Raw genomic sequence first — 23376 nt, forward strand, 5'->3', positions numbered from 1 at the left:
GACGAAGAAATGACCACCACCGCCACGGCTGAGCAGCCGGCGACCGCGGTCGTCGGGCGCGTCGCCCGCGTCAACGGTCCGGTTGTCGACATCGAGTTCCCGCACGACTCGATCCCCGACATCTACAACGCGCTGAAGACGACGATCACGATCGGCGAGGAGTCCACCGAGATCACGCTCGAGGTCGCGCAGCACCTCGGCGACGACCTGGTCCGCGCCATCGCCCTGAAGCCGACCGACGGCATCGTCCGCGGTCAGGAGGTGCGTGACACCGGTGAGGCCATCTCGGTCCCCGTCGGTGACATCACCAAGGGCAAGGTCTTCAACGTGATCGGCGAGGTCCTCAACGGCGAGCCCGGTGAGACCATCGAGGTCACGGAGCGCTGGCCCATCCACCGCAAGGCCCCGAACTTCGACCAGCTCGAGTCGAAGACCACGATGTTCGAGACGGGCATCAAGTCGATCGACCTCCTCACCCCGTACGTGCAGGGTGGAAAGATCGGTCTCTTCGGTGGTGCCGGCGTCGGCAAGACCGTCCTCATCCAGGAGATGATCCAGCGCGTCGCGCAGGACCACGGTGGTGTGTCGGTGTTCGCCGGTGTCGGTGAGCGCACCCGTGAGGGCAACGACCTCATCCACGAGATGGAGGAGGCGGGCGTCTTCGACAAGACCGCCCTCGTCTTCGGCCAGATGGACGAGCCGCCGGGGACGCGTCTGCGCGTCGCCCTGTCGGCTCTGACGATGGCGGAGTACTTCCGTGACGTGCAGAAGCAGGACGTGCTGCTCTTCATCGACAACATCTTCCGCTTCACGCAGGCCGGTTCCGAGGTCTCCACGCTGCTGGGCCGCATGCCCTCCGCCGTGGGGTACCAGCCGAACCTCGCCGACGAGATGGGCCTCCTCCAGGAGCGCATCACCTCGACGCGCGGTCACTCGATCACCTCGCTGCAGGCGATCTACGTGCCGGCCGACGACTACACCGACCCGGCTCCGGCCACGACCTTCGCGCACCTCGACGCGACGACCGAGCTCTCGCGTGAGATCGCGTCGAAGGGTCTGTACCCGGCCATCGACCCGCTGACCTCGACGTCGCGCATCATGGACCCCCGCTACTTGGGCGAGGACCACTACCGCGTGGCCACCACGGTCAAGCAGATCCTCCAGAAGAACAAGGAGCTGCAGGAGATCATCGCCATCCTCGGTGTCGACGAGCTCTCCGAGGAAGACAAGATCGTCGTGTCGCGTGCACGTCGCATCCAGCAGTTCCTCTCGCAGAACACCTACATGGCGAAGAAGTTCACGGGCGTCGAGGGCTCGACCGTGCCGCTGAAGGAGACCATCGAGTCGTTCGATGCGATCACCCGCGGTGACTTCGACCACGTCGCCGAGCAGGCCTTCTTCAACGTCGGTGGCATCTCCGACGTGGAGGAGCGCTGGGCGCAGATCCAGAAGGAGAACGCCTGACCATGGCGCTGCACGTCAGCCTCGTCTCCGCCGACGCGGAGGTCTGGACGGGAGAGGCGAGCCTCGTGGTCGCCAAGACCGTCGAGGGCGAGATCGGCTTCATGTCCGGTCACGAGCCGGTGCTGGCCATCCTCGCCGAGGGCCAGGTCCGGATCACCCAGACGGATGGCGCCAAGGTGCTGGCGAACGCGCAGGACGGATTCCTCTCCATGGAGGGCGACGTCCTGACGATCGTGGCCGGCAACGCGGCACTCATCTCCTGACACTCCTGTACATCGCGTCCGCCTCGACACCCTGCCCGGGTGTCGAGGCGGACGCGTCTCTTTTCCCCGAGGTGCTATGAAGATCCTGCTTCCGCCGTCCGAGACCAAGCGCGAGGGCGGTGACGGCGGGCCGCTGGACGTGTCGGCGCTGGCTCTTCCCGGCCTCGCCCCCCAACGGGATGCCGTGATCGACGCCCTCGTCGCTCTCGCGGACGACGAGGACGCCGCCCGGCGGGTGCTCAAGCTCAGCGAGCGGCAGCGGGGAGACGTCGCGCACAACCGGGCCCTGCGGACCTCCTCCACGATGCCCGCGGTGGACCGCTACACCGGGGTGCTGTTCGACGCCCTCGACGCGGCGTCGCTGTCCACCGCGTCTCGGCGCTGGCTGGATGCCCATGTGTGGATCCACAGCGCCCCGTTCGGCCCCGTCGCCGCCTTGGACGGGATTCCGACGTATCGGCTCGCCGCCGGCACGGCGCTGCCCGGAGTGGCGCCGCTCCGCCGCCACTGGGCCGATCCGACGACGGCGGCGATCGCGGCCGACGCCCCGGCGTTCGTCCTCGATCTGCGCAGCGAGGCCTACGCGGCGCTCGGTCCGGTTCCGAGCGCGGTGTCGTCGGCGTACGTGCGGGTCGTCACGGAGCAGGGGAGAGCCCTGAACCACTTCAACAAGAAGAGCAAGGGGCTGCTCGTGCGGGCGCTGGCGGAGGAGCGTCCGCGGCTGGGTTCGCTTCGCGCCCTGCAGCGGTGGGCCCAGGCGCATGACGTCGTGCTCCGGGACGGGAAGGTGCCCGGCGAGGTCGAGCTGGTCGTCGCCGACTGACGCCCGCCCCGAGCCCGGCGAATCGCCTCCGGCGGTCGTTGCTGCCCCCTGGGCGCACCGCTACCATGTCCAATGCGAGGCGGGGAGTCTCGTGGTGGGGGACGAAAGCCGTCTCCCCTGACCAGAGAATGTGAGCCTCATGGGTTACGACGACTACGGAGCGGGCTATCTCGGCCTGCTCTTCGCCTACTTCTTCGTCATTCTGCTGATCGCGGTCGCCGGATACGTCCTGGTGTCGCTCTTCTACATGAAGATCTTCCAGAAGGCCGGAGTCCAGGGGAACTGGCGCGCCTGGGTGCCGGTCTACAACTCCATGATCTTCTTCAAGCTTGGCGACCTGAGCCCGTGGCTCGTCCTCTACGGGATCGCGGGTGCCGCGCTGTTGAGCTGGATCGGCATCGGCTTCCTGTTCTCGCTCGCCCTCGGGGTGCTCTCGGCCATCGCCGCGTGGCGCGTGGGTCTCAAGCTCCAGAAGGACGCCGTCTGGGTCGTCCTCTACGTCTTCCTCGCCGTCGTCTGGCTCGGCATCAACGCCTTCGACAAGTCGCGCTGGAACCCGAACATCCAGCCGGCACCGTGGGCGGGCAACGGATTCCTCGGCGACCGCACGGTCTGGGACGGCATCCCCGTCCAGCCCGCCGCGGCCGCGCCGCAGCAGGGCTACGGCGCGCCCCAGGGGTACGGTGCCCCGCAGGGCTACGGTACCCCTCCGCAGGGGTACGCGCCTCCGACGCAGCCGTACACCCCGCCCGCCGCTCCGGGCTACGCACCGCCGGCCGCGCCGACCGCTCCGGCGACGGGAGCGCCGATCCCTCCGGTGCCGCCCACCACTCCGCCGGCTCCGCCCGCGGCTCCGCCCACCACGCCTCCCGCGCCTCCGGCGGCTCCGCCTGCGGCGCCTCCGGCTCCGCCGACCACGCCGAACGATCCCACGCAGCCTCCTGCGTGACGACGGTGGAAGAGCCCCCGGTCTCCGGACCGGGGGTTCTTCGCGTCCGTGGTGCCGGCACGCCCCGACATGCCGCTAACGTGGAGGCATGGACTCGTCGCACCGGAGGGCCGTTCACTCTCCTCCTTTCGTCCCGCGCCCCGTTCACAGAGACCCCGGTGCGGAGCAGGAGAGCGAGTTCCACTACGATGTGTGAGTATCCTGCGCCCGCCCCATTCGCCGCAGGTCCATCGGAGGCAGTTCGTGGCTGAGACCAAGACGCACACCGTCACGGTTGCGCATCGTCCGTTGCTGCTGTCCTGGGCCGGGGTCACCGACCAGGGGCGACGCCGGGAGACGAATCAGGACGCTCTGCTCGCCGAGTACCCGCTGTTCATCGTCGCGGACGGCATGGGTGGCCACGCCGGTGGCGAGATCGCCAGTCAGAGCACGGTCACCCGACTGCGCGCGGTGGTGGACGCCGACGAGGTCTCTCCGTCTTCGATCGAGAAGGCGCTCGCTCTCGCCGTGGACGACATCGCCGGGCACCCCGACACCACCGATGAGGGCACGGGTACCACGCTCACCGGTGTGTACCTGGAAGAGCGCGACGGCGAACCGCACTGGGTGGCGCTGAACATCGGCGATTCCCGCGTCTACCTCCTGCGCGACGATCGGCTGCTGCAGGTCACGACCGATCACTCCGTCGTGCAGGAGCTCATCGCCGCCGGCAAGCTCAGCCCGGAAGAAGCCGAGGGACACCCCTACAGCAACGTGATCACCCGTGCCGTGGGCGCGAGCGAACTCACGGCGCCGGACTACATCACCATCGACGTGCGCCCGGGAGACCGGTTCGTCATCTGCTCCGACGGTCTCACGAAAGAGCTCACGGACTATGGCATCCAGCACTTCCTCCGGGCCCACGCCGACCCGGCCGAGAGCGTCGACGCGATGCTCGCCGCGGCACTCGACAACGGGGGCCGCGACAACGTCACGGTGATCGTCCTGCAGGTCGACGAACCCGACGACTCCTCCTCCCCATCCGACGACTCCGCGGAGTAGCGCCGCGCAGCCTGTGGAGAGGCCGCATCGGCACCGGGGGCGGGATGCACTGGGGGCATGGACCCTTCGCCCCTCCTCCTGCCGTCCGCATCGGCACCGCTCCGCCGCCGCCCGCTTCCCCTCGTCGCCGCGGTCGTCCCCGTGGCGGCCGGCCTCGCGCTCTGGATGACGACGGGGGCGGTACACGCGCTGTGGTTCGCGGCTCTCGGTCCCCTGATGCTGGGCGCTTCTCTCCTCGACACGGCCCGGGGGCGCCGCCGGGAACGGAAGGCCGACGCGCTCAGGGTGAGCACCGCGTGGGCCGACATCGAGGCCGAGTTGCATCGTCGCCACGCGCAGGAGCGGGCGCAGGTGGAGCGCCGTCATCCGGATGCGGCATCCTGCATCCGCGACCGACCGTTGCGGGATGCCCGACCACCGGGCGACGACACCTCGCTCGTGGTGGGACGCGGATCTCGGCCGAGCGGGGTGCGTTGCGAAGGCGGTGACGACGCCCGTGCTCAGTCCTTCCGCCGCCGCTGTGCGGTGTTGGAGGACGCGCCGTGGGTCGTCGCCCTCGGCCGCGGGGTGTGTCTCCGCGGCCGGGAGCCGCTCGTGCAGGCCGCAGCTCGCGCTCTCGTGATCCAGCTCTGCCTGCGCTTCTCGCCGAGCGTGCTGTCCCTCGTCGGCGACGAGGGGTGCGACCGGGCGCTCCGAGCGCTTCCGCATGCGCAGCGGGCCCGACGCGGCGGATTCCGTCTCGCTCTCGCCTCCGGTTCGGCCGGCGGGGCGGGGGCAGGTGCGGATGCCGTGATCTGGACCGTTCCGTCCGGCGCCGAGGTCCCGGAGGGCATCACGACGGTGATCGACATCGAGGAACCGGGCGCGGCCACGCTGCGGACGGCGGACGGCGAGGCCGACCTCGCCGTGGAGTTCCTCTCGTCCGCCCAGGCATCGGCCGCGGCGGAGCTGTGCGGCGCGGGGGACGGGGAGGGACCCGCCGTCACCGCGACAGCCCTGCGAGACCTTCCGCAGCCGCCGGCGGGGCCGGGCCTCCGCGTCGCGCTGGGCACCGGGAGGGATGGCGCGCCCGTGGGAGCCGACATCGTCGAGGACGGTCCGCATGCCATCGTGACGGGGATGACGGGCACGGGCAAGAGCGAGCTCCTCGTCAGCTGGGTCGTCGCGGTCTGCGCGGGACACGGCCCTGACCGGGTGAGCTTCCTCCTCGCGGACTTCAAAGGAGGAACGGCTTTCGACCGGTTGCGCGGTCTGCCGCAGGTGGTCGGTGTCATCACCGACCTCGACGAGACGGAGGCACGACGCGGGGTCGCCAGCCTCGCCGCCGAGATGCGGCGTCGTGAGGCAGCCCTTGCCGCGATGGGCGCCCGGGACGTGCGCGAGACCGACCTGCCCCGTCTGGTCATCGTCGTCGACGAGTTCGCCGCCTTGCTGCAGGATCACGCGGAGCTGGCGGCGGTCTTCACCGATGTCGCGGCGCGGGGGCGTGCGCTGGGCATGCACCTGATCCTGGGCACCCAGCGTGCCGCCGGCGTCATCCGTGACGCTCTTGCGACGAACTGCCCGCTGCGGATCAGCCTCCGCGTCGCGGAGGCCGCCGACAGCCGAGCGGTGATCGGGACCGGGGGAGCGGCGGATCTGCCCGGAGGCGCGGACGGGCGCGGTCGGGCGCTGCTCCGACGCCCCCAGGACGAGGAGCCCCACCCCGTGCGCACAGCGCTCGCGGATGACGAGCACATCCGTCGCATCGAGGAGCGATGGTCCGGAACGACCCCGTCCGCACCGCCGTGGCACCCGGCCCTCCCCACGTGCCTGCCGCTCGGGACGCTGCGAGCCGGGTCGAGGACGGGCGACAGGAGAACCGAGGAGGGGCCCCTGATCGTGCTCGGACGCGCCGACGACCCCGACCACCAGGCACAGCCGCTGGAGGTCCTGCGTCCTGGGCGCGAGCGCGGCATCGCCGTGCTCGGCGCTCCGGGGACCGGCAGGACGGCAGCGCTGCGCGTGATCGCCGCGCAGTATTCGCAATGCACGTGGTTCCCTGATGACCTCGAGAGCGCCGTCGATCAGCTCCTCGCGTGGACGGAGGGGGACGCCGCTCCGTCCGACGTCGTGCTCGCCGACGACCTCGACGCTCTCCATGCGGCGCTGCCTCTCGAAGACGGTCAGGACTTCGTCCAGCGCTGGGAGCACCTCGTGCGGTCGAAGGTGGCCGTCACCTGGGTGCTGGCGGCGAGTCGGGCCGTGGGCCCCCTGGCGCGCGTGTTCGATGCGCTTCCGCGACGGGCGGTGCTCCGGATGCCCACCCGGGTCGAGCACCTCGCCGCCGGTGGCGAGCTGGCGGCCTTCCGACGCGACCGTCCGCCGGGGCGGGCAGTGCTCGAGGAGCGGGAGATGCAGTTCGCGTGGGTCGATACCGAGCGCATGCCCGTGCGGCCGGTGCACACGCTTCGAGAGGGGGTGCCGGCCTGGGCGCCGGCCGGGGAGGTGACGGCGCTGGTCACCCCGGTCGCGGCGTCGGTCGTCGAGACGCTGGCCTCGGCGCACCCGGAGTGGGACGTGCAGGCCGCGGGTCCCGAGACGGGTAGGAACGGCAAGCCGCTCGTGCTCGTCGCCGATGCCGAGAGCTGGCAACGTCACTGGGCGCTGTGGCAGCGGGTGCGGTCGCATGGGGAGGTGCTCATCCGGGCGGAGCGGCCCAGCGAGCTGCGTCAGCTCGTCGGCATCCGCGCTCGCCCGCCGTACGCCCGACCCGACGCCGGACGCGCGTGGTCCGTGATCGGCGACCGCGCACCCCGGCGGGTGGTCATCGATGCTCTGGGGCGTCGCTGACCACCCGACCGCGGTACGCGGGTCCCGTGCCGTCGATGTGCGGTCAGATACCCGCGCCCGGCCGGATGACGCCGACGCGGGAGCCGCCACCGAGCACCGCGAGCGGCAGGGCCTCGGCCAGCGCGGTCACGTCGGCCTCGCTGAGGCCGCCGGCACGCGCCAGCAGAGTCGCGGCGACGATGGTCGACGCGCGAGCGCCGCCGTCCAGCATCTTGAGCGCGACCGTCGTCCCGTTCGGAGCCACCATCACCATGACGCCCTCCGCGCCGCCCTTGGCGAAGACGCCGAGGCGTTCGATCGCGATCGTGTCGGGGCGCCCGGGGCCGTCGATGGTCCAGGGGTTCTCACGTACCGCCTTCACCAGAGAGCCGGCCACGCGGTGCAGTGCGAAGGGGGAGCGCTCGGAAGCGGTTCCGATGCGATGGATGGCACGGGCCAGGCCCGTGAGGGTGAGGGCGTACACCGGGGCGCCGCAGCCGTCGATCGCGGTGTGGGCCATCTTCTCTCCGGTCAGCCGCTCGATGACGTCGCGGATGTGAGCCTGGAGCGGGTGCGCCGGGTCGAGGTAGCCGTCGGTCGGCCAGCCGGTCGCGATGCAGGCGCGGAGCATGGCGGCGTGCTTGCCGGAGCAGTTCATCCGGACGCGCGCCTCCTGGCCGTGTTCCCGCACCATCTCGTCGCGGGTCGCGGAGTCGCTCGGCCACGCGGGAGGACACGCGAGGTCGTCCTCGTTGAGGCCGCCGGCGGTGAGCATCTCGCGCACGACCTCGGCGTGCCGGTCGGTTCCGGAATGGCTGGCGGTGGACAGAGCCAGCTGCTCTCCCTCGAGCACCGCGCCCGCCGTGAGGCAGGCGACCGCCTGCAGGGGCTTCAGGCTGGAGCGGGGGAGGATCAACGCCTCCGCGTTCCCATGCCGCGCGACCACCTCGCCCTCGGGCGACAGCACGACAGCCGCCCCGGCATGACGCGACTCGATGAAGCCGCTCCGCTCCACGACGGCGAGTTCGACGGAATCCTGAACGGTGAGAGTCTCCAGCACCCGACAACTCTACCGGCGGGTGCGGCTCGCCTCCGTCGAGCACAGAGCCCGGGAGTCGGCGCCGCCTGGCAGACTGGGCGCATGCCAGAGCAGACGACTCCCCGGCCCCTCGGCGAGCACCGCTACGCCCTCACCTCCACCTGGACCGGCAACACCGGGTCCGGCACGAGCGGTTACCGCGACTACCGCCGTGACGTCACGATCGAGGTCGAGGGGAAGCCCGAGCTGCTCGCGTCGTCCGACAAGCCCTTCCGCGGCGATCCGTCGCGCTGGAATCCGGAGGACCTCCTGCTGGCCTCGCTCTCGGAGTGCCACCTGCTGTCCTATCTGCACGCGTGCGTGACGGCCGGCGTGGTGGTCGTGTCCTATCGCGACACCGCGAGCGGCGTGATGCGGGAGAACGGCGCCGGCGGCGGGTCCTTCGTCGAGGTGCTGCTGCGACCCGAGGTCGTCGTCGCCGAGCCGTCGATGATCGAGGCGGCCGAGCGGGCGCACGCCCAGGCGAACGAGTGGTGCTTCATCGCCAACTCGGTCAACTTCCCCGTCCGGCACGAGGCGACGGTGACGGCCGCCGGCTGAACGGGTCGCTCAGCGGCGCTCGTGCGGGAGCGCCTGCTTGATCTTCTCGATCGTGTTCTGTGCCGGCGCCTCGTTGTAGGTGCCCGCGAGCTCCTGACCGGAGAGGGCATGGATCGCGGCCATGATCTCGTCGGTCGCGAGTCGGCGCGCGCGGCCGCTCGTGGCCGGTCCGTGCGAGGACAGATCCAGGGGCTCCCCGAAGCGCACGGTGATCCGCTCGGACAGCGTGGGCATCTTGGCGCCGACCGGCATCACCTTGTCTGTGCCGATGAGTCCCACGGGGACGACAGGGGCGCCCGTCTGCAGGGCGAGGAACGCCACGCCCGTGCGGCCCTTGTACAGCCGGCCGTCGGTGGAGCGGGTGCCCTCGGGGTACAGCGCGACGGCGAGACCCTCGTCGAGGAGCTGACGCTGCAGGTCGAGAGCGTCGAGAGCCGCCTGGCCGGCGCCGCGGCGGACCGGGATCGCACCGATCGCCTCGAAGAACGTCTTGGACGCCCAGCCCTTCAGGCCCGTGCCCTCGAAGTAGCTCGACTTGGCGAGGAAGTGCACGGGACGCGGGGCCGCCACGGGGATGGCGATGGAGTCGATGAACGACAGGTGGTTGCTGGCGAAGATCACCGGGCCGGTGGTCGGGACGTGCTCGCGTCCTTCGATGTGCGGCCGGTAGACGAGCCGGGCGAGCGGGGCGATGAGGCTGCGGCCCAGGGTGTAGGTGAAGCCGGCGTGCCGGGGCTTCGGGGAGTCCTCTGAGGGGGTTTCGGGGTCCACGGACTGCTCAGAGCTCATCAGAGCAGGCTACTCCCGGATCCATGCCGACATGGGAATGAAGACTCGCGCCGCCGCTTCCCAGCGCGAGCAAAGGGCGATGAGGCAGGATGGAAGCTCCCGCCCGCGATCGTGAGGTCTTCCTGTGCGCACCCGTCCGCTGCTCGTCCTGTCCACCGTCGCTGCGGCGACCCTGCTGCTGGCGGGCTGCTCCGGGAACGGCGATCCGCAGAGCACCTCCTCCCCGGACGCCTCCGGCTCGAGCCAGTGCCTCGTGAACGCGAAGGCCGGCGACACCTCCGACGGCATCGAGGTGGACGGCGAGGGTCTCGACGCCAAGATCACGGTTCCCGCCGATGCGGAGTTCGCGAACGTCGAGCGGACCGTCGTGGCCGAGGGCGACGGGGATGACCTCGCGGCGAACGACCTCGTCTCCGTCCAGTACCAGATCGTCGATGCCGCCAGCGGCGACGTGGTCGACTCGTCGGCGCGCGGCGAGGACGGCACGCTCCCCGTGCTCCTCGACCCGAACCAGTCGTCGCTGTTCGTCGCCGCGCTGGAGTGCGAGCCGGTCGGATCCCGCGTCGTCCTCGCCATCCCCGGCAGCGCGCTCGGTGAGGGGCAGAGCAACATCGTCGTCTACGCGGAGGCCGTCGACCGACTCCCCGAGGTCGCGACCGGTGAGCCCGTCGAGCCGACCGCCGGCATGCCCGAGGTCGAGCTCGACGACGACGGCAAGCCGACCGTCACGATCCCGGACGGCGACGCGCCGACCGAGACGAAGGTCTCCGTCCTCAAGCAGGGCGACGGTGCGACGGTCGCGTCCGGCGACCTCGTGGTCGTCCAGTACCTCGGCGTGAAGTGGTCCGACGGCGAGGAGTTCGACTCCAGCTGGAGCCGCGACGCCGCCCCGGCGCAGTTCCAGACCACGGGAGTCGTCGCCGGGTTCCAGAAGGCGCTCGAGGGTCAGAAGGTCGGTTCGCAGGTTCTCGTCGTCATGCCGCCGTCCGATGGCTACGGTGCGAGCGAGGGGCACGAGCTGCAGGACGAGAGCCTCGTGTTCGTCGTCGACATCCTCGCCACGACTCCGGTCCAGCCGCAGCAGTAGCCGCCGTCCCGGACGGCGCCGGCACGTGTCCTAGGCTGGCGTCATGCGTCGCGTCATCATCCTCGGCTCCACCGGTTCCATCGGCACCCAGGCGCTGGATGTGATCCGTGCCAATCCTCGACGCTTCGAGGTCGTCGGTCTCGCCGCCGGGTCGAACGCGGCGATGGTGGCTGAGCAGGCGGCGCAGTTCCAGGTGGAGCACACCGCTCTCGGCGCGGCGGAGGCGGAGCAGTTGGTCCGCGACGTCGAAGCCGATGTGGTGCTGAACGCGATCACAGGCTCGATCGGTCTGGGATCGACGCTGGCTGCGCTGGAGGAGGGGCGGACGCTCGCCCTGGCGAACAAGGAGTCGCTGATCGTCGGCGGCGATCTCGTGCTGGCCGCCGCAGCCCCCGGTCAGATCGTGCCCGTGGACTCCGAGCACTCCGCTCTCGCGCAGGCCCTGCGTTCCGGTACGCACGACGAGATCCGTCGGCTGGTGGTCACGGCCTCGGGCGGGCCCTTCCGCGGGAAGTCGCGCGACGAGCTCAGCGCTGTCACGCCGCAGGAAGCGCTCGCGCACCCGACGTGGAACATGGGACGCACGGTCACCACGAACTCCGCCACCCTGGTCAACAAGGGCCTCGAGGTCATCGAGGCGCACCTGCTGTTCGACGTGCCCTACGACGACATCGACGTCGTCGTGCACCCGCAATCGATCGTCCATTCCATGGTGGAGTTCATCGACGGATCCACCATCGCGCAGGCCTCTCCGCCGGACATGCGTCTGCCCATCTCGCTGGGCCTCGACTGGCCAGACCGGGTGGGTGGTGTGGGCCGCCCACTGGACTGGACCACCGCCACGTCGTGGACGTTCGAGCCGCTCGACGACATCGCCTTCCCCGCGGTGACGCTCGCGAAGGCGGTCGGGAGGGCCGGAGGAACCTTCCCCGCGGTCTACAACGCCGCCAACGAGCAGGCCGTGGACGCGTTCCACGAAGGGCGCCTGCCCTTCCTCGGCATCGTCGACACCGTGCAGCGGGTCGTCGACGCGCACGACGCTCCGGACGCGCTGACCGTGGAATCGCTCGCGGCGGCCGAGGACTGGGCGCGGCGGAAGGCCGACCAGCTCATCGCCGCCGCCTGACGCGGCGCGGGCTCAGTCCTCGTCCGGGTACGGCACGGGCCAGCGCGGCTCCGGCACCGGCCAGCCGGCGGCCTTCAACGCACGCCGGGAGAGCTCGCGGGCGGAGTACGGCGTCCGCACTCCGCGGATGTCGCGGTAGTCCTGGTGGCCGGGGCCGGCCCAGAGGATCGCGTCGCCGTCGCCGACGAGTCCGACGGCGGCGACGATCGCGGCCTCCGGCGGGGAGTACTCGTGGATCTCGGCGCCAGGACGGGCGCGACGGGCGCCCTCGACGAGCGTCGCGCGGATCGACGCCGGGTCCTCGAACCGCGGGTGGTGATCGGTCACGACGAGGATGTCGCTGCCTTCCACCGCGGTGCGGGCCATGTCGAAGCGCTTGCTGGCGTCGCGGTCCCCGTCGGCCCCGAAGAGCATGAGCACCTTGCCGGGAGTCACCCGTCGCACGGCCGCCAGGGTCTTCTCGAAAGCATCAGGCGAGTGGCCGAAGTCGACGAAGACGGCCGGCCCCCGCGCGCCCGAGACGAGCTGCGTGCGCCCTGGCAGATAGGCGTGGATGCCGCCGTCGCGCTGCAGGGCTTCGACGATGCGATCCCAGGCATAGCCGCCTTCGAGCAGCATGACGATCGCGAGCGCCGCGTTCGCCGCCATGTGCGGACCGATCACCGGGACGGTCGTGGTGAGCGTGCCGGCCGGTCCCGTCATCGTGAACGTCGTGCCGGTCGTCCGCTCGTCGTCGATGGCGACCACCCAGTCGGCCTGCGCCGCAGCATCGGCGTCGGCCGCGATGGAGGGTGTCCCGACGGTGACGACGGGGATCTCGGAGCGTGCGACGACCAGGGCGCCGGAGGAGGAGTCGAGGCAGACGACGCCGCGCACGGCACGGTCGGGGCGGAAGAGAGGCAGCTTCGCCTCGAAGTACTCCTCCATGTCGGCGTAGTCGTCGAGGTGGTCGTGGCTGAGGTTGGTGAACCCCGCGACGTCGAATCGGATGCCGTCGACGCGGTGCCGGGACAGGGCCTGGGCGCTGACCTCGACCGCGACCGCTTCGACCTCGCGCTCGCGCATGAGCGCGAGGAGGGCGTGCATCTCGGAGGCCTCGGGGGTGGTGAGCCGCGAGACGATGACCTCACCCGCGATGTGTCGTTCGGCGGTGGAGGAGAGCCCGGTGACGACGCCCATCTGGTCGAGGATGCCCTCGAGGAGATGCGAGACGCTCGTCTTGCCGTTCGTCCCGGTGGTCGCGAACAGGAGGGGGAGCGGGTCCTCCGCGCCCGTGCCGTACACCCAGGCGCTCAGCGCGCCGAGCACGCCGCGGGGATCGTCGACGATGAGGATCGGGAGGCCGGCGTCCGCGGCGATGTCGGCACCCGCCTGGTCCGTGATCACCGCGACCGCTCCCTTCTCGGCGGCGGTCTTCGCGAACTCCGCGCCGTGGCGGTTCACGCCGCGGATCGCGACGAACGCCTCGCCGGGACGCAGGTCCGCCGTGGCGAGGGTGATGCCACTGAGAGCGACGCCCTCCACGTCGCCACGCACGGAGCGGGCGAACAGGGAGGCGAGTTCGGACAGCTCGCGCCGGGGCGGGTTCGCCGGGCGGAGCACGGGGGGCAGGGTCGGCTGTTGTTCCATCGACATGTCGTCTCCATGTTCTCACGACGGCGGTGTCGGCTCGGGCGGGTCGGTCCGCCGCGCGCCGGAGCCGGGCGCGGCGGACCGAGGGTCAGGCGCGGCGGCGGAACGCCAGCACCGCGACCACGAGCGCCGCGACGCCAGCGAGGAGGCCGCCGGCGCCCAGGGCGATGCCCAGCGCGTCGTCGCCGTCATCAGCAGTCGCGGGCTGCGGCGCGGCGCTCGTGCCGTGACCGTCCGCGGTGCCGTCGGTGACCGTCACGACAGGCGCGGGGGAGTCGAGGTCGTGCGCGTCCTCACCCTTCTCGGCGAGCTGCGTCCACTCGGTCGCGCCGTCCACGCACTGCTGGACCACCGGGAAGGCGAGCGTCTCGGGCGTGTCCTCGTCCAGGCCCACCGACATGCTCACGGCGCCGCGCAGGTCGGTCGGCACAGGGGTGAGGGCGGTGTACGTGACGGCGCTCACGAGACCGTCGTCGCCGCGCTCGACCTGGATGGTCCAGTCGCCGTCGAGCGTCGGGGCGACCGAGGCGAGGCCGTCCGGCATGGTGATGCGCAGGGCCGTGGTGGGCGAGGTGCCGCAGCCGTGCGAGAACGAGAAGGTCAGCACGCCGTGGTCGCCCGCGGCGAGCTCGTCGGGGCTGACGCTGACGTGCGCCCCGGCCATCGCGGGGACGGCGAGGGCGAGGGCCAGTCCGCCGACGATGCCGGTGGCTCCGAGAAGGGTGCGGCGCGGACGACGGGGACGGATGGTGGTGTTCGACATGGGGTCTCCAGATGCTCGTGTGCGGGCGCGCCGGACCAGCGCAGCCCGGAAGGAAGGGCCGTCGAACGGCGACGGCCGGATCAAGGGACGGCTCAGCCGCCGACGAGCAGCGGAGGACCGCGTCGCGAGACCACGGCGGTCGTCGCGACGTCGAGCGGAGGGAGGAGGGCGGAGCGCAGCGGACGCGGGGGTGCCGGAGGCGTGGAGGCGGGCGTCGCCGTGCGTCGGAGGGCGGCCTGGAACCAGCGGGCGATCGTGCGCAGCACGCTCTCGCCATGCCACAGCAGCAGCGTCGTCGGCAGGGCGGCGACGAGGTGGGCCGACAGCATCAGCGCTCCCGGCCCTGGGGCCGGTGACAGCGAGCCGAGTGCGCTCAGGTCGAGGTGGTGGGAGTGGGCGCCGAGGCCGGGGGCGTCTCCGGCGGTGGGGGCGCCCAGAAGCTGGAAGAGCAGGTGGAACGCGCCCTGCGCCAGGATCACGGCCACCGCGACCCGCGCGCGCGACGACCGCTCGCCGACCACGGCGGCGGAGAGGGGCACGAAGAGCGCGGCGACGGCGGCGATGAGCAGCGGGTGCGGGGCGGCGCCGCCGGCGAGCGTGTGGGAGACGGCCGCGAGGAGCGTGGCGATCGCGGACACGGCGGCGGCGCGGAGGAAGCGCAGCTGCCGGGACGTCATCGTGCCAGCCTAGCGACGCTGCGCGAGCCGGGCGGATTCCTAGGCGGCGGGCAGTAGCGTTGGCCTGTGGAATTCCTGCTCTATCTGGGCGGCATCGTGTTCATGCTGATCGGCCTCGGCCTCTCGATCGGTCTGCACGAGGTCGGCCACCTCGTCCCCGCGAAGCTCTTCGGCGTGCGTGTCGGCCAGTACATGATCGGCTTCGGGCCGCGCCTGTGGTCGAAGCGGATCGGCGAGACGGAGTACGGTTTCAAGCTGCTGCCCCTCGGCGGCTTCATCTCGATGTCGGGCATGTATCCGTCATCGAAGGACAGCGGGCCGGCATCCGGGGCGTTCCGCACGCTCATCCAGGACGCGCGCTCAGCCAACGACGAGACGATCGCGGAAGGCGCGGAGGACCGGGTCTTCTACAAGCTGCCGGTGTGGAAGCGCGTGATCGTGATGCTCGGCGGGCCGCTCATGAATCTCCTGCTGGCCGTGGTCATCTTCACCGTCCTCGTCAGCGGGATCGGTGTGCAGCAGGGCACCACGACGGTCGCGGCGGTGAACGAGTGCGTGGTTCCCGCGTCGTCGACGGCGACCGAGTGCGGGGCCGATGATCCGGAGTCTCCGGCCGCTGCGGCCGATGTGCAGCCCGGCGACGTCCTCGTGTCGATCGACGGGAAGCCGGTGTCGACCTTCGCCGAGGCCACCGCCATCGTCCAGGCCTCACCGGGCGATCCCCTCGCCCTCGTCGTGCGCCGGGACGGCTCCGAGCGGACGCTGACCCTCACGCCCATCGCCGCGGAGCGCACCCTCACGGATGCGAGCGGGCAGCCGGTGCTCGACGACGACGGCGATCCCGTCGTGAAGGAGGTCGGCTACGCGGGGATGATCGCGCAGATGGGCTACGTACAGCAGCCGCTGACCGCCGGACCCCAGCTGGCGGCGGACACCGTCGCCCGGGTCGGCTCGCTGATCGTCACGCTGCCGGTGCGGCTGTGGGACGTCGGGGTCTCGCTCGTGACGGGAGGGGAACGCGATCCGAACGGACCGCTGAGCGTCGTCGGCGTCGGGCGTCTCGCGGGCGAGGTGGCCGCGACGGACGCCCCGGTGCTCAACCGGTTCGCCGTGCTGCTCGGCCTTCTCGGCTCGCTCAACGTCGCGCTCTTCGTCTTCAACCTCATCCCGCTGCTGCCGCTCGACGGCGGGCACATCGTCGTCGCGCTGTGGGAGGGGGTCAAGCGGGCGTGGGCGAAGCTCTTCCGGCGGCCGCCGCCGGCGCCGGTCGACGCCACCAAGCTCGTGCCGCTGACCGTCGTCGTCGCGACGCTGCTGATCGCGATGGGCGCGCTCCTGCTCGTGGCCGACCTGTTCAACCCGGTCAAACTCCTGGGCTGAGCGGTCGGAAGCCCGGCCTCAGGCCAGGGCGTGCGCGGCCAGACGCTCCAGCGTGCGGATGCCGTCGCGGGACAGGATCGATTCGAGGTGGCCCTGCACCGATGCGAAGCCGTCGCCGCGAAGCGCGTAGACGTCCCCGGTCACCGGATCGGCGGAGACCTCGGCCGTGCCCACCGTGGTCATTCCGGGGTCGACCCGCGCAGTGAAGGTGTTGTAGAACCCGATCGAGGCGTCCTCGCCGAACACCGGCACGGCCTTCTGCAGCCCTTGGTGCGGAGCGTCGAGAGGCGTCAACGCGATCCCCATCCGGTCCGCCAGGATCTGGTGGCTCAGGCAGACCGCGAGCAACGGCGAATGCGCCTGCAGGCGGGCCGCCACGACCTCGCGCATCCGGGCGATGCGCGGGCTCGCGTCGTCGCGGGGGTCGCCGGGGCCGGGGCCGGCGACGACGAGATCGGCCGTCTCGACCGCCTCGTCGTCCACGTCGTCCCAGGATGCGATGGTCACGTCGAGCCCGAGGTGCCGCAGCTGATGCGCGAGCATCGTCGTGAAGCGGTCCTCGGCGTCGACGACGAGGGCGGAACGGCCCGAGAACGGACCAGTGAAGTCCTCGCCCTGCGGGTTCAGCCAGAACTCGGCGAGGCGGGCGTTGCGCGAGGAGAGCAGCGCGGCGACGTCCGGGTCGTCCGCGAGACGCCGGGGCTCACCGGGGGCGTCGGCGTCGCTCCGCGCCTCGGCCACACGATCCCGGTCGATCGCGCCGATGGCGCCGAGCACGCCCGCGGCCTTGCCGTGGGTCTCGGAGACCTCGCCGTGCGGATCCGAGTGCCGGACGAGGGTCGCGCCGACCGGAACGCTCAGCGCGCCGTCCTGCAGGTACACCGTGCGGATGAGGATCGGGGCATCGAGGTCGTGACCGCCGTCGCCGTTGGGGGTGAACAGCGCGGCCACCCCGGAGTAGTAGCCCCGGGGTTTGCGCTCGTGCCGCCGGATCACGGCGCAGGCGTTCTGCATGGGGGAGCCGGTGACGGTCGGGGCGAACATCGTCTCGCGGAGGATGTCCCGCGGGTCCAGCCCGCTCCGGCCGCGCAGCATGTACTCCGTGTGCGTCAGCCGCGACATCTCCTTCAGATGCGGACCCGTGATGCGTCCGCCGTCGGCGCAGACGGCGCTCATCATCTTGAGCTCCTCGTCGACGACCATGAACAGCTCCTCGGTCTCCTTGGTCGACGTGAGGAAGTCGGTGAGCGTCTCCTTGGTCGCGCCGCCCGCCGGATGCCGGAACGTGCCCGAGATGGGATTCATGGTGACGATGCCACCGCGGGCCACGACGTGCGCCTCGGGGCTCGCGCCGACCGCGATATGACCGGGGGTGACGACCGCGAACGTCCAATACGCGCCGCGCTCGTGGGCGAGGAGCGCTCGGAACCAGGTGAGCGCCGCGGTGCGCTCATCGGTGTCGACGGTCGCGGTGAAGTCGCGGCGGATGACGAAGTTCGCGCCCTCGCCGCGGCCGATCTCGTCGGCGATCACCGTCTCCACGATCGCGGCGTACTCCTCGTCCGCGATGTCGAAGCCCTCGTCACGCAGGGGGACCGGGGACGAGGGGAGCGCGTCGAGCACGGCGGCGGTCGGCAGGTGGAGGTGCTCCGCCACGACGAGGCAGCGCAGCGGGGCGCCGTCGTCCTGAGCCACGAAGCCGCGCTCGCGGACCTGTCGATACGGGACGAGCGCGAACACCTCCCGCGGCTCTCCGTCGACGGTCAGCGGGATGTCGGCGAGCAGCTCGACGTCGGTCACGTCGCCGGTGAGCAGCTCCACGGTGTCCGTGCCGTCCCGGGCGATCAGCACGAAGGACGCGGTGGGATCGGCGCTGAGCTCGTCGAGGCGAGAGAGGGTCATCGATGTCTCCTGTGCGAGGGCTCCGGCTCGGCGCAACGAAAAGACCGCCCCGGAGGCGGTCTGGATTCGAGGGAACGCGAACACACCGCCTAGGAGGCGGGCCACCAGGTGATGTGCGCGATCATTGGGGCGAAACTACCACACCCCGCCCTGCCGGCCGGGCGGCGTGACGTCACCAGAGAGAGCCGCCGGTTCCCGCTTCTTCGTCGTCGAGGCAGTGATCCACGAGCAGACGCACGCCGCGCGCGATCTCCTCGTCGTCCAGGTGCGGAGCGCCGGCCGGCGCGGTGCTGCGGGTCCAGGGCAGATGAACGAAGCCGGCGGGCACGGGCGCGGGAACGGCGGAGAGCGCCGTGTACAGCACGTGGTTGCACACGTACGAGCCCGCGGAGAGCGAGAGGCGTGCGGGGAGACCCGCATCGGCGAGCAGGCGCACGAGACGCTTCACGGGGAGGGTGGCGAATCGGGCGGTCGGACCGTCCGGATCGCTGCGCTGGTCCACCGGCTGCGCGCCGTCGTTGTCGGGGATCCGCGCGTCGATCAGGTTCAGCCCGACCCGCTCGACCGCGATCCGATCGCTTCCGCCGGCGAGACCCGTGCACACGACCGCGTCGGGGGAGTGCTGGGCGATCCGCTCCCGCAGGAGCGCGGCCGATCGGGCGAACGACACCGGCAGCGTCGCGACGACCAGGTCGTGAGGGCCGTCGTATCCGGTGGCGACCGTCTCCACAGCCTCCGCCGAGGGATTGCGGGCCGCGCCGTCGAACGGATCGAAGCCAGTGAGGAGGATGACCGCCATGCCCTCAGCGTAAGCGCCCGCATCCAGCCCTTCTGCATCCTGGCGGCGTAGGCTGGGATCGTGCCAGCAGTGAATCTTGGGATGCCGAAGGTCCCCGAAGTCCTCGCCCCGCGTCGCAAGTCCCGCCAGATCAAGGTGGGCAAGGTGCTCGTCGGCGGCGACGCGCCCGTCAGCGTGCAGTCGATGACGACGACAAAGACGACCGACATCAACGGGACGCTGCAGCAGATCGCGGAGCTCACCGCCTCGGGCTGCGAGATCGTGCGCGTCGCCGTTCCCTCGCAGGACGACGCCGATGTGCTGCACATCATCGCGAAGAAGAGCCAGATCCCGGTCATCGCCGACATCCATTTCCAGCCGAAGTACGTCTTCCAGGCGATCGATGCCGGGTGCGCGGCCGTGCGCGTCAACCCGGGGAACATCCGCAAATTCGACGACCAGGTCGGCGAGATCGCCAAGGCCGCCAAGGACGCGGGCGTCTCGCTTCGCATCGGCGTGAACGCGGGATCGCTCGACCGTCGCCTGCTCGAGAAGTACGGCAAGGCCACGCCGGAGGCCCTCGTCGAGAGCGCGGTCTGGGAGGCGTCGCTGTTCGAGGAACACGACTTCCACGACTTCAAGATCTCGGTCAAGCACAACGACCCGGTCGTCATGGTCAAGGCCTACCGTCAGCTCGCCGAGCGGGGCGACTGGCCGTTGCACCTCGGCGTGACCGAGGCGGGCCCGGCCTTCCAGGGCACGATCAAGAGCGCGACCGCCTTCGGCATCCTGCTGGGAGAGGGCATCGGCGACACCATCCGCGTGTCACTGTCCGCCCCGCCGGCTGAGGAGGTCAAGGTCGGTCACCAGATCCTCCAGTCCCTCAACCTCCGAGAGCGCAAGCTCGAGATCGTCTCGTGCCCCTCGTGCGGTCGGGCTCAGGTCGACGTGTACACGCTCGCGGAAGACGTCACCGAGGGGCTCAAGGAGATGACGGTGCCGCTGCGCGTCGCGGTCATGGGCTGCGTCGTGAACGGCCCGGGTGAGGCACGCGAGGCCGACCTCGGTGTCGCATCCGGCAACGGCAAGGGCCAGATCTTCGTCAAGGGCGAGGTCATCAAGACCGTCCCGGAGGCCGACATCGTCGCCACCCTCATCGAGGAGGCGAACCGCATCGCCGCCGAGATGGGACCGGACGCTCCGCTCGGCACCGCCCAGGTCGTCACCGCCTGAGCCGAGGAGCGCCATGCCCGACTTCCTCCTGCCCGCACCGGTCCAGGCCATGATCGACGCGATCAACGCCGGAGACACCGAGGCCTTCGTCGCCGCGTTCACGCCGGACGGCTTCGTGAACGATTGGGGCACCGTGAAGACCGGTGCCGACGGCGTGCGCGGCTGGGCGGACAGCGATGCGATCGGCGCCGGGGCGCGGATGAACGTGCTCTCGGCCGCCACGGACGGCGACACGACGCGCATCCGCTTCGGCTGGCGCAGTCGCGTCTTCAACGGCGAGTCCGAGGGGATCTTCGTCGTCGACGGCGACCGGCTCGTCAGCTTCACGATCCCGCCGTCCCACTGACACCCGGTGCCCCGTCGGCTCCGCCGCCCCTTTCCGAGGAGACCCATGACCACGCCCACGATCGTCACCTTCCCGGACGGCACCCTCCGCGGAGACGCCGTCGTGACCCGCGTGGCGGACGACGCGGACGGGACGGTGATCGTCGTCGACGCCACCCCGTTCCACCCCGTCGATCACACCTGGCCCGATCAGCCAGGCGACACCGGCGCGATCTCCGGCGAGGGCGGATCCGTCCGCGTGACCGAGGCGCTGATGGCTGCGGTATCGGACGACGGCGAGTTCGCAGTGGGCAGCGAGATTCCTGTCAAGCGCGGGACCGAGGGGTGGACGTGGCTGGTCGCTCACCGGCTGGAGGGCGCGGCGCCGGCGTGGCTCGCAGAGGGGGCTCGCGTGGTGCTCTCGGTCGACGAGGAGCATCGCGTCGGCCTCAGCCGCGGTCACACCGCGTGCCACCTCGCCTCCCTCGCCCTGGACCTCGCGGTCGCCGACCTCTGGCGCAAGGACCCGGGGGACGATGCGTTGGGAAATCCGGACTTCGAGGGACGCGCGAACCAGTCCAGCCGCATCCACGAGGACGGTGCGGTCGACGAGTACCGCCTGGGTAAGAGTCTGCGCCGTGCGGGCTTCGACACGGAGACGTTCGCGGCCACGCTGGCGGACCGCGAGCAGCGCATCAACGCGCAGCTCGCCGCGTGGGTCTCCGCGGCTGCCGCGAGCCGTATCGAGGTGGACGGGCCGACCATCGTCGACCGACGGCGCTGGCACTGCGACCTCCCCCAGGGCGAGGCCGTGATCCTCTGCGGCGGCACACATGTCCGTTCCCTCGCGGCGTTCGCCGCCATCACGGTGGCTCTGGAGCTGTCCGACCCCCAGCTCCTCGTGATGACGACGACCGCGACTCCCGCCTCCTGAGCCCTCGCCCGCCTCAGGCGTTCGCGCGAGGACAGGCGCCAGCGCCCGGTGTCGCCTGTTGTCGCGTGACTGCCTGTTCCCGCGGCGAGGTCAGCGCACGAACCCCGCCTGCACCCGACCACCTGCGAGTTCCAGTTCCTCGCCGACCCGCGCCGCGAACCCTTCGTCCCGGGAGGCGCCGACGACCGGCGCCCCTCGGGCTGACGCTGTGCCGGATCAGGCGATCGCGGCGGCACAGGCTCTCGTACCGGGAAGCGCCTGATCCGGCGTCCTCGCCTGATCCGGCGGAGTCAGACAGCGAGCTCGATCTCGCCCGTCGCGATGTCCACGCGCACGACGTGCAGCGAGACCACGTCCCCGGGTCTCGTGTCGGGGGTCACCGGCGCGGTCGTCGTCACTGCAGGCTCCGCGATCTGGACGGCAGCCCGCTCGCCCCGGAGCTCGATGACCGTCGCCTCGACCGTCTGTCCCACCAGGGGAGTGAGCAGTGCGGCCTCGACGCGGTTCACGGTGTCCGCGTCCAGCTGCGACGCCCGTCGGCCGGAGTCCTGCATGAGCGCGGGGAGGTCTCCCAGCGAGGAACGCACCCACTCCGGCACGGGCTGCCCTGTCGAGACGGCGAGGCAGATGGTGAGGACCCAGCGGTCGACGAGCCGGCGGAGCGGCGCGGTCGCGTGCGCGTAAGGGGCTCCGATCGCGGCCTGCACGGCGTCGGCGGGCGGCTCCCCGTCGAACACGAGGTACCCGGCTCCGCGGAACAGCGACGCGGCGGCTTCCAGCACGGGAAGGGTCATCGGGTCGGAGCGGTCGAGGCCGCGCAGGTACTCGCCGTAGGTGCCCGTGATCCACGGGCGCCCGAGCGCCTCCGTCTGGTGGCGGAAGGCCGCGAAAGCCGCCTCGTCGGGTTCCGGCATCGTGCGGAGGATACCGACGCCCGCGTCGATCATGAGCGCCGCGGCCGCCATCCCGGTCATGAGCGAGAGCTGCGCGTTCCACTCCTCGACGGGCAGCGGGCTGCGGCGCTCGATCGCATAGGAGCCGTCGTCGGTGCGCACGACCTCCTCGTCCGGGACGTTGAGGCTGGCGCCACCGCGGCGGCGCTCCTGCTCGAGGCGGAGGGCGCCGATCTCCGGCAGCAGGGCCGCGAGACCGCCGTCGCCCCGGTCCAGGGCGTCTTGCGTGGAGGCGTAGTCGAGCTGCGCGCGGGACCGGATGAGGGCGCGCTCCAGCCGGAAGTCGGTCACGGTGCCCGCGGCATCCAGCGTGAACGTCCACACGAGAGCGGGACGGTCGACATCGGGGAGCAGGGAGGCGCGGTCCTCGCTCAGCACCGGCGGATGCAGCGGGATCGTGCCGTCCGCGGCGTACAGCGTCTGTCCTCGCCGGCGCGCCTCCGCGTCCACGGCGCCTCCCGGTACGACGAACCCGGGCACGTCCGCGATGGCGTACCGCACCCGATAGCCGTCGCCGTCGCGCTCGAGGTGGAAGGCCTGGTCGAGGTCACGGGCGCCCGCCGGGTCGAGGGTCGCGAACGGGATGTCCGTGAGGTCGAGCTCCGGGGTCGTCGCCGAGGCTGCTTCCGCCTCCGCGAGCACGTCGGCGGGAAACGCGGTCGGCGTGTCCAGGGCCTCCCGCAGCGCGGAGAGCGCCGCGGCGAGCTCGGTCTGGGCGGCGGAGGGGGCGACATGCGAGCGGCGCTGGGGCATGCCGCCAGCCTAGGTCGAGCACCGGGACGATCCGCTGCAGCCGGCCCGCGTGCCC

At 71.4% G+C, this 23376-nt stretch carries 21 protein-coding genes; 13 read left to right on the plus strand and 8 right to left on the minus strand.

The genetic code is table 11. From position 1 onward, the window contains the following. The first annotated feature begins 9 nt into the window (after positions 1-9). The 6 genes from atpD to KVS71_RS10085 all read left to right on the plus strand — a co-directional run bounded on the left by atpD (position 10) and on the right by KVS71_RS10085 (position 7372). Complete coding sequence (gene atpD / locus KVS71_RS10060) at positions 10-1464, plus strand: F0F1 ATP synthase subunit beta (protein ID WP_025103152.1); 1455 nt, start codon at positions 10-12, stop codon at positions 1462-1464. Positions 1465-1466: 2 nt separating this feature from the next. Continuing rightward, positions 1467-1727, plus strand: coding sequence for a F0F1 ATP synthase subunit epsilon (locus KVS71_RS10065; protein ID WP_025103153.1), 261 nt, complete (start codon positions 1467-1469; stop codon positions 1725-1727). Positions 1728-1803: 76 nt separating this feature from the next. Then, the gene (locus KVS71_RS10070) at positions 1804-2550 is read left to right on the plus strand and encodes a peroxide stress protein YaaA (RefSeq protein ID WP_217584459.1); all 747 of its coding nucleotides are present in this window, start codon (positions 1804-1806) and stop codon (positions 2548-2550) included. A 139-nt stretch (positions 2551-2689) separates the two neighbouring features. Continuing rightward, positions 2690-3499 carry a DUF4794 domain-containing protein gene (locus KVS71_RS10075; RefSeq protein ID WP_025103155.1) on the plus strand — a complete coding sequence of 270 codons (810 nt, stop codon included), beginning with the start codon at positions 2690-2692 and terminating at the stop codon, positions 3497-3499. A 243-nt stretch (positions 3500-3742) separates the two neighbouring features. Continuing rightward, positions 3743-4540 (plus strand): PP2C family serine/threonine-protein phosphatase, encoded by a 798-nt coding sequence (locus KVS71_RS10080; protein ID WP_060922105.1) that lies wholly within the window; start codon positions 3743-3745, stop codon positions 4538-4540. 57 nt (positions 4541-4597) lie between these two features. Then, positions 4598-7372, plus strand: coding sequence for an FtsK/SpoIIIE domain-containing protein (locus tag KVS71_RS10085; protein ID WP_217584460.1), 2775 nt, complete (start codon positions 4598-4600; stop codon positions 7370-7372). 43 nt (positions 7373-7415) lie between these two features. On the opposite strand, the gene KVS71_RS10090 is transcribed toward KVS71_RS10085, so the two are convergent. Then, on the minus strand, positions 7416-8411 hold the full coding sequence (locus KVS71_RS10090; RefSeq protein ID WP_217584461.1) for an asparaginase: 996 nt from the start codon (positions 8409-8411) through the stop codon (positions 7416-7418). A gap of 81 nt (positions 8412-8492) precedes the next feature. Between KVS71_RS10090 and KVS71_RS10095 the strand changes: the two genes are divergently transcribed. Continuing rightward, positions 8493-8990: an OsmC family protein gene (locus KVS71_RS10095; RefSeq protein ID WP_060922123.1), complete on the plus strand. Its 498-nt coding sequence runs from the start codon at positions 8493-8495 to the stop codon at positions 8988-8990. Positions 8991-8999: 9 nt separating this feature from the next. Here KVS71_RS10095 and KVS71_RS10100 read toward each other — a convergent pair whose 3' ends face one another. Then, complete coding sequence (locus tag KVS71_RS10100; RefSeq protein WP_217584462.1) at positions 9000-9779, minus strand: 1-acyl-sn-glycerol-3-phosphate acyltransferase; 780 nt, start codon at positions 9777-9779, stop codon at positions 9000-9002. A 124-nt stretch (positions 9780-9903) separates the two neighbouring features. Here KVS71_RS10100 and KVS71_RS10105 point away from each other — a divergent pair, with 124 nt between their 5' ends. Both KVS71_RS10105 and dxr read left to right on the plus strand, forming a co-directional pair. Next, complete coding sequence (locus KVS71_RS10105) at positions 9904-10866, plus strand: FKBP-type peptidyl-prolyl cis-trans isomerase (RefSeq protein WP_217584463.1); 963 nt, start codon at positions 9904-9906, stop codon at positions 10864-10866. A gap of 43 nt (positions 10867-10909) precedes the next feature. Beyond that, a complete protein-coding gene (gene dxr, locus KVS71_RS10110; RefSeq protein ID WP_105949620.1) occupies positions 10910-11992 on the plus strand; it encodes a 1-deoxy-D-xylulose-5-phosphate reductoisomerase in 1083 nt (360 codons plus the stop codon). A 12-nt stretch (positions 11993-12004) separates the two neighbouring features. On the opposite strand, the gene KVS71_RS10115 is transcribed toward dxr, so the two are convergent. The 3 genes from KVS71_RS10115 to KVS71_RS10125 all read right to left on the minus strand — a co-directional run bounded on the left by KVS71_RS10115 (position 12005) and on the right by KVS71_RS10125 (position 15064). After that, a complete protein-coding gene (locus KVS71_RS10115) occupies positions 12005-13621 on the minus strand; it encodes a Mur ligase family protein (protein ID WP_217584526.1) in 1617 nt (538 codons plus the stop codon). Positions 13622-13712: 91 nt separating this feature from the next. Further along, entirely contained in the window at positions 13713-14387 is a 675-nt protein-coding gene (locus KVS71_RS10120; protein ID WP_105949621.1) for a YcnI family protein, read from the minus strand. A 92-nt stretch (positions 14388-14479) separates the two neighbouring features. After that, a complete protein-coding gene (locus tag KVS71_RS10125) occupies positions 14480-15064 on the minus strand; it encodes a hypothetical protein (RefSeq protein ID WP_217584464.1) in 585 nt (194 codons plus the stop codon). A gap of 66 nt (positions 15065-15130) precedes the next feature. Between KVS71_RS10125 and KVS71_RS10130 the strand changes: the two genes are divergently transcribed. After that, entirely contained in the window at positions 15131-16444 is a 1314-nt protein-coding gene (locus KVS71_RS10130; protein WP_105949623.1) for an RIP metalloprotease, read from the plus strand. Between the two features lie 18 nt (positions 16445-16462). Here the strand turns inward: KVS71_RS10130 and KVS71_RS10135 are convergent, their stop codons facing one another. Together KVS71_RS10135 and KVS71_RS10140 are read right to left on the minus strand one after the other, a co-directional pair. Further along, positions 16463-18346, minus strand: coding sequence for a chorismate-binding protein (locus KVS71_RS10135; RefSeq protein WP_217584465.1), 1884 nt, complete (start codon positions 18344-18346; stop codon positions 16463-16465). A 172-nt stretch (positions 18347-18518) separates the two neighbouring features. After that, positions 18519-19145: a pyroglutamyl-peptidase I gene (locus KVS71_RS10140; RefSeq protein ID WP_217584466.1), complete on the minus strand. Its 627-nt coding sequence runs from the start codon at positions 19143-19145 to the stop codon at positions 18519-18521. A gap of 81 nt (positions 19146-19226) precedes the next feature. Between KVS71_RS10140 and ispG the strand changes: the two genes are divergently transcribed. From ispG to KVS71_RS10155, 3 genes are read left to right on the plus strand one after another with little or no spacing between them, the layout of a single operon-like run. Further along, positions 19227-20357, plus strand: coding sequence for a flavodoxin-dependent (E)-4-hydroxy-3-methylbut-2-enyl-diphosphate synthase (ispG, locus tag KVS71_RS10145; protein WP_025103167.1), 1131 nt, complete (start codon positions 19227-19229; stop codon positions 20355-20357). A 13-nt stretch (positions 20358-20370) separates the two neighbouring features. Further along, positions 20371-20703: a nuclear transport factor 2 family protein gene (locus KVS71_RS10150; protein WP_060922115.1), complete on the plus strand. Its 333-nt coding sequence runs from the start codon at positions 20371-20373 to the stop codon at positions 20701-20703. 45 nt (positions 20704-20748) lie between these two features. Then, positions 20749-21615, plus strand: a complete 867-nt coding sequence (locus KVS71_RS10155) for a hypothetical protein (protein ID WP_060922116.1) — start codon at positions 20749-20751, stop codon at positions 21613-21615. A 290-nt stretch (positions 21616-21905) separates the two neighbouring features. On the opposite strand, the gene KVS71_RS10160 is transcribed toward KVS71_RS10155, so the two are convergent. After that, complete coding sequence (locus KVS71_RS10160; protein WP_217584467.1) at positions 21906-23321, minus strand: RNB domain-containing ribonuclease; 1416 nt, start codon at positions 23319-23321, stop codon at positions 21906-21908. Positions 23322-23376: the final 55 nt, after the last annotated feature.

Source organism: Microbacterium sp. GbtcB4, assembly GCF_019091465.1.
Classification (GTDB): domain Bacteria; phylum Actinomycetota; class Actinomycetes; order Actinomycetales; family Microbacteriaceae; genus Microbacterium; species Microbacterium paraoxydans.